6 protein-coding genes are annotated in these 6,435 nt (G+C 49.4%); 4 read left to right on the forward strand and 2 right to left on the reverse strand.

Annotated elements, in window-relative coordinates; genetic code table 11:
- Positions 1-61: 61 nt before the first annotated feature.
- Entirely contained in the window at positions 62-754 is a 693-nt protein-coding gene (locus L975_RS02235; RefSeq protein ID WP_047706939.1) for a DUF2987 domain-containing protein, read from the reverse strand.
- 454 nt (positions 755-1,208) lie between these two features.
- On the opposite strand from L975_RS02235, the gene potA reads away from it, so the two are divergent.
- From potA to potD, 4 genes are all read left to right on the forward strand, one after another.
- Complete coding sequence (gene potA / locus L975_RS02240; protein ID WP_010863805.1) at positions 1,209-2,327, forward strand: spermidine/putrescine ABC transporter ATP-binding protein PotA; 1,119 nt, start codon at positions 1,209-1,211, stop codon at positions 2,325-2,327.
- The gene (gene potB / locus L975_RS02245) at positions 2,311-3,168 is read left to right on the forward strand and encodes a spermidine/putrescine ABC transporter permease PotB (RefSeq protein WP_010863806.1); all 858 of its coding nucleotides are present in this window, start codon (positions 2,311-2,313) and stop codon (positions 3,166-3,168) included. Before potA ends, potB begins: the two co-directional genes overlap by 17 nt.
- Positions 3,165-3,938 (forward strand): spermidine/putrescine ABC transporter permease PotC, encoded by a 774-nt coding sequence (gene potC / locus L975_RS02250; protein ID WP_010863807.1) that lies wholly within the window; start codon positions 3,165-3,167, stop codon positions 3,936-3,938. Before potB ends, potC begins: the two co-directional genes overlap by 4 nt.
- A gap of 114 nt (positions 3,939-4,052) precedes the next feature.
- Positions 4,053-5,105: a spermidine/putrescine ABC transporter substrate-binding protein PotD gene (gene potD / locus L975_RS02255; protein ID WP_010863808.1), complete on the forward strand. Its 1,053-nt coding sequence runs from the start codon at positions 4,053-4,055 to the stop codon at positions 5,103-5,105.
- Positions 5,106-5,316: 211 nt separating this feature from the next.
- Here the strand turns inward: potD and cobB are convergent, their stop codons facing one another.
- Positions 5,317-6,042: a Sir2 family NAD+-dependent deacetylase gene (gene cobB / locus L975_RS02260; RefSeq protein ID WP_010863809.1), complete on the reverse strand. Its 726-nt coding sequence runs from the start codon at positions 6,040-6,042 to the stop codon at positions 5,317-5,319.
- Positions 6,043-6,435 lie beyond the last annotated feature (393 nt).

The raw sequence follows: 6,435 nt of genomic DNA on the forward strand, positions 1-6,435 counted from the left end.
CTGTGCCTCGTATTTAGTCCCTCTATTATGCAAAGAGCGCACAGGCAAGAATTGCGGCAAGTCAGTTTTTTGTCGAATGCTGCTGAATAAACGGTGTTATTTTTTCTGGAATGGCCGGAAATGTAAGTAAATCTGTCTCTATATTTACCATTTGTTCCGTATTCAGGGTCAAAATATGATTTTTTATATAAAGCGGATTTTTTGATGTGGTTCCAAGAACTTTGCCATCCGCCACCGGAAAGTGCAGCACTAACCCCGAGACATGCGGCATATAACGGCGGGTGACAAAGGTGCCAAGGCGTTGATAAACCTCGTTCATATCTTTTACCAATGCGGCCAGTTGCTTACCTTCTATCTGCGTCGTCATCGGCAACGTGCTAACCACTTGTACAGACAAACTGCATGGCTGCTCCGCGTTGATATCCATCGCCAGATTTGGGTTAAGGCTGCGCAAATTGGTATCCAGCGGGATTTTGATCTCCTGATCTGCACCGGGCTGCAACACTTCCTGATGCCGACCGGATGACATCACAATCTGGCGAATCTGGCAGGTTTGGCCGTTTTGCGGATTAACTAGGAAATACGCAAGACGCGCTTGCAGCGCGGGCTTATCTGCCGCCGCTATACGCATCGGGTCGTCATAGAAATTTTTGTATTCAAAGACCTGAGTGACAGCTTGCACAGCCGTACAGGGTAACAACGTTAATGCAGCAGCCACATATGCGGTCACTCGCGCAGAAAAGAAGAATGCCATCAGTCCCTTTACTCCCTTGTCGGTATGACTTCCTTGTATACGGCATAATAACAGAGCGAACGGTTTTCCACCGCTCTTCCTGAGTTCTCTAAGTGATAGCTCTGTATAAGTCATAGTTTTGTAAGTGATGGTTGTATCGTGATAGGCAAAACCCATGTAACACGTAATAAATGAGTTACATGCCAAGTTGAAAATGGCCGTGACACCACGTGGCACTGCAAGGTGCCGGTTTGTACCGCGAAACGTCCAATGGCAAATTTATGGGCGCAAACTATCATTTGAGCTTTCGCAGTGAAAAGAGGAAAATTACGCCGATAAGGGGAAAACGCCTTTTATTTCTGGGCAGTTACCATTATCATTCGCGCTCTTTTTTATATCCAGTGGCGTCTTTGGTTAACAGTCTTTTCCAAAGACGGTTCTATCTGTACACATTAAGGATAGAGTAAGAAACTAAATGACTGAACAACGCTCTCGTACGCCGGTAGTAGAACTCCGAGCAATTTGTAAGGGATTCGACGGCAGGGACATCATCTCGAATCTCGATCTCACCATCAACCATGGTGAATTTCTGACCATCCTCGGTCCTTCCGGTTGTGGTAAAACCACCGTGCTCCGCCTGATTGCGGGTCTGGAAGACGCCGATTCCGGCCACATTATTCTCGATAACCAGGACATCACCGACATTCCGGCGGAACACCGTCACGTGAATACGGTTTTCCAAAGCTATGCCCTGTTCCCGCACATGTCGGTATTCGAGAACGTGGCTTTTGGTCTGCGGATGCAAAAAGTCCCTGCTGCGGAGATCGAGCCTCGGGTGATGGACGCCCTGCGCATGGTTCAGCTGGATGAATTTGCCGATCGTAGTCCGCATCAGCTTTCTGGTGGTCAACAGCAACGTGTGGCGATTGCCCGTGCGGTGGTGAACAAGCCAAAAGTACTGCTGCTGGATGAATCACTTTCCGCACTGGATTACAAACTGCGTAAGCAGATGCAAAACGAATTGAAAGCCCTGCAACGTAAGCTGGGGATCACCTTCATTTTCGTTACCCATGATCAGGAAGAAGCCCTGACCATGTCAGATCGTATCATCGTGATGCGCGATGGCCGTATTGAGCAAGATGGTACGCCACGTGAGATTTACGAAGAGCCACGCAACCTGTTTGTGGCGCGCTTTATCGGTGAAATCAACGTGTTCGACGCGCAGATTATCCGCCGTGTGGATGACGAGCGTGTACTGGCCAATGTTGAAGGCCGTGAATGTCATATTCATAACGTGATGATGGATGTGCAGGCGGGTGACAAAGTGCACGTACTGCTGCGCCCAGAAGATTTGCGTATCGAAGAGATCCACGACAGCGAACAAATCGATGGCATCATCGGCTATGTACGCGAGCGTAACTATAAAGGCATGACACTGGACTCGACCGTCGAGCTGGAAAGCGGTAAGTCAGTGATGGTCAGCGAGTTCTTCAACGAAGATGATCCGGATGTGGATCACTCCCTTGACCAGAAAGTGGCCGTGACCTGGGTAGAGAGCTGGGAGGTGGTACTCGCCGATGAAGACGACGCGTAAGTTTCAGAATTTCGTCATTGCGACGATCGTCGGCTGGCTGACTATTTTTGTCTTTATTCCCAACCTGATGATCATCGCCACCAGTTTTCTGGTGCGGGATGACGCAAACCTGATCCAGCTGACTTTTACGCTGGATAACTATACCCGTTTGTTCGATCCGCTGTATGCGGAGGTCATGTGGCACTCGCTTTCTATGGCGATGCTGGCCACGGCCTTGTGTCTGATCATCGGTTACCCGTTTGCGTATATTATTGCCAAAATGAAGCCGAAGTGGCGTCCGATCATGCTGTTTTTGGTGATTGTTCCTTTTTGGACCAACTCCCTGATCCGGACCTACGGGCTGAAAATTTTTATCGGCACCAAAGGGCTGCTGAACACCATTTTGCTCTCCATTGGCTTGATCGATAAACCGCTGAAGCTGATGTACACCGAACAGGCCGTGATCATGGGTCTGGTGTATATCCTGTTGCCGTTTATGATCCTGCCGCTCTACTCCAGCATCGAAAAGCTGGATCATGCTTATATCGAAGCGGCCAAAGATCTGGGTGCCAGCAAGTTCCAGACATTTATCCGCGTGATTTTGCCATTGACCATGCCAGGCATTGTTGCCGGTTGCGTGTTGGTACTGTTGCCTGCGATGGGCATGTTCTACGTTTCTGACCTGCTGGGCGGAGCCAAGAACTTGTTGATCGGTAACGTGATCAAAAGCCAGTTCCTCAACATCCGTGACTGGCCGTTTGGCGCAGCAACCAGCGTAACACTGACGGTATTGATGGGCTTGCTGCTGCTGGTGTACTACCGCGTTGGTAAGCTGCTGAACAGAAAAGGTGAGTTAGAATGATCGGTCGACTGCTGCGTGGCAGCTTTATGGTGACGGTCTATGCCTATCTGTATATCCCGATTGGCATTCTGATCGCGAACTCGTTTAACAGCTCGAAATACGGCATTAAATGGGAAGGTTTCAGCCTTAACTGGTATGAACGCCTATTTAACAATGACAGCTTAATTCAGGCCGCGAGCCACTCGCTGACGATTTCTATTTTGTCGGCAACCTGCTCAACCCTGATTGGCGCGATGACTGCGGTGGCACTGTTTCGCTATCGTTTTCGCGGCAAGCCGTTTGTCAGCGGCATGCTGTTTGTGGTGATGATGTCGCCAGATATCGTGATGGCCATTTCACTGTTAGCACTGTTTGTGGTAGTTGGCGTATCACTGGGCTTTTGGTCACTGCTGTTCGCCCACATCACATTCTGCTTGCCGTTTGTGGTGGTTACCGTGTATTCGCGCCTCAAAGGCTTTGATGTGCGGATGCTAGAAGCGGCCAAAGACTTAGGCGCCAGTGAAACCGTCATCTTACGCAAGATCTTGCTGCCACTGGCGATGCCTGCGGTAGCCGCCGGTTGGTTGCTGAGCTTTACCCTGTCGTTAGATGACGTGGTGGTCTCTTCATTTGTGACCGGCCCAACCTATGAAATCTTACCATTGAAAATTTACTCAATGGTGAAGGTGGGCGTATCACCAGAAGTGAATGCGTTGGCGACACTGATGCTGGGCGGCTCGTTGATTTTGATTATCACCAGCCAGCTGTTACTGCGTAAAAAACATGCCTGATCTGCGGATGCAGATTAAGCTGTAAACAGGCGATACCTGTTACTTATCCATATCTGCGGGGGGAGAAATGGCTCTACCCCGCTTTTTTAACCTTAACTTATAGGAGAGTCTTGAATGAAACGATGGTCACGTCTTCTTGCTGTGGGGATGATGGCGCTCGGCATTCAAGTTGCGAATGCGGCAGACAACGACAATAACGTAGTGTACTTCTACAACTGGTCGGAATATATCCCATCTGGTCTATTGGAAGAGTTCACGCAGGAAACGGGGATCAAGGTGATCTATTCCACCTATGAATCCAACGAAACCATGTATGCCAAGCTGAAAACGCTGAATAAAGAAAACGCATACGATTTGGTCGTACCGTCTACCTATTATGTCGATAAAATGCGCAAAGAAGGCATGCTGCAAAAGATCGACAAGAGCCAGCTGCCAAACTATAAGAACTTGGATCCCGCTCTGCTGAACAAGCCGTTTGACCCGAATAACGATTACTCCATCCCTTATATTTGGGGTGCGACCGGTATCGGCGTGAATACGGATGCAATTGATCCGAAAACCGTTACCTCTTGGGCCGATCTGTGGAAGCCGGAATACGCCGGTAGCCTGCTGATGATGGATGATGCGCGTGAGTTCTTCCACGTTGCACTGCGCAAGCTGGGCTACTCTGCTAACACCACAGATCCAAAGCAGATTGAAGAAGCCTACCATGAGCTGCAAAAGCTGATGCCAAACGTGCTGACCTTCAACTCTGACTTCCCTGCGAATCCTTATATTGCCGGTGAAGTGAATCTGGGTATGCTGTGGAACGGCTCTGCCTATATGGCGCGCCAAGAAGGCACCCCAGTACAGATCGTATGGCCAAAAGAAGGCGCTATCTTCTGGATGGACAGCTTGGCTATCCCTGCTGACGCCCGTAACAAAGAAGGTGCACTGAAGCTGATCAACTTCCTGATGCGTCCTGATGTAGCGGCAAAAGTCGCGAAAGAAATTGGTTATCCAACACCAGTCAAAGCTGCCCAGCCTCTGCTGCCAAAAGAGATGGTAGAAGACAAAACCATTTACCCTGATGAAAAAACCATCATGGCCGGTGAGTGGCAAAGTGATGTGGGTTCAGCCAACGAACTGTACGAAACCTATTTCCAGAAGCTGAAAGCTGGTCGTTAATCGTCTGATTTCAGTTCACTGATTTAGATATGACTAAAAAACCGAGCTCTGCTCGGTTTTTTTATCTGCCCTACCTGCATGCGTCACGAAGATACTTCACGACAATGTCACTCGTGTTTCACGGACGCTTCACTGATATTTGGCAAAAGCGGATGTTTGGTGAAAGCGAATGTTGTGCAAAAAATTGCCCCAACTTGATCCACTCTTGTGATTAGCGATATTCGCCCGCCAATAGCTGATTCACAAAAGCTGGCACCACGTCACTGGCTTTGCCATATAGCTTCTCAGCAAACTCATTTTCCACGAGGCTCGGCTCTAAATTTAGCTCAACGGTGTGCGCCCCCGCCAAGCGCGCCTCATGCACAAACCCCGCCGCCGGATACACATTGCCCGACGTGCCAATCGCAATAAACAAGTCAGCCTGCGCTAACGCGGTGTAAATCTTATCCATCCCAATTGGCATCTCACCAAACCACACCACGTGTGGACGCAGCGGAGAAGGAATTTGGCAACAATGACAATGATCATCGGTATGTAAATCGCCGCGCCACTCAATGGTTTGCCCTGACTCCGGACAACGCGCTTTGAGCAATTCACCGTGCATATGAATAATCCGACGATTTCCGGCACGTTCGTGCAAGTTATCGATGTTTTGCGTCACTAGCAGGAAGTTATCCCCCAGCGCCGCTTCCAAAGTCGCCAACGCCACGTGCGCAGGATTTGGCTCTAAGTCTTCCGACAACAACTCTTGACGACGTAGGTTGTAAAAATGCTGCACCTGCTCTGGATCGCGCAAATAACCTTCAGGGGTGGCGACATCTTCAATCCGATGGTTTTCCCACAACCCATTTTGATCGCGAAAAGTCCGGATCCCGGATTCGGCGGAAATCCCGGCGCCAGTCAATACGACAACCTTGCCGATATGCTGATGCTGCATAGTTTTACTCCCTAGATTCATTTCACCGTGCGTGTCACCGCATTCCCCGCGGCCAAGATTACAAGACGAACGACGCTGACATTGAAACTGCCAGAGATGCCGCCGCCGACGGACGCGTGTTGTCATCAGGTGTGTCATTTACATTCAGTACCACGGGTATCTTGCGTGCCGTTTGTTGTTCTACCATCAAGATGCGCAAACCACGGCCGCAATAAGTAGAGCTATTACCATGTCACTGTTAGGGATAAAAATAAAGTTCGCCTTTAGTCCATAATAAATCTGCACACACTCGGTAACCCATCCGCAGACAAAGAAAAACCCGAACACACACCAAGGTCAGTATTCGGGTTTGAGTCGTGCGAAAAACGGCCAAGCCGCAACGATATTTACACA

Origin of the sequence: Plesiomonas sp. ZOR0011, from assembly GCF_000800945.1 — a bacterium.
Taxonomy (GTDB): domain Bacteria; phylum Pseudomonadota; class Gammaproteobacteria; order Enterobacterales; family CAMTGL01; genus Plesiomonas; species Plesiomonas shigelloides.

Excerpts from the sequence above, each read along its gene's own strand:
- L975_RS02235 (WP_047706939.1), bottom strand. The coding sequence starts at position 754 with ATGGCATTCTTCTTTTCTGCGCGAGTGACCGCATATGTGGCTGCTGCA.
- potA (WP_010863805.1), top strand. The coding sequence starts at position 1,209 with ATGACTGAACAACGCTCTCGTACGCCGGTAGTAGAACTCCGAGCAATT.
- potB (WP_010863806.1), top strand. The coding sequence starts at position 2,311 with ATGAAGACGACGCGTAAGTTTCAGAATTTCGTCATTGCGACGATCGTC.
- potC (WP_010863807.1), top strand. The coding sequence starts at position 3,165 with ATGATCGGTCGACTGCTGCGTGGCAGCTTTATGGTGACGGTCTATGCC.
- potD (WP_010863808.1), top strand. The coding sequence starts at position 4,053 with ATGAAACGATGGTCACGTCTTCTTGCTGTGGGGATGATGGCGCTCGGC.
- cobB (WP_010863809.1), bottom strand. The coding sequence starts at position 6,042 with ATGCAGCATCAGCATATCGGCAAGGTTGTCGTATTGACTGGCGCCGGG.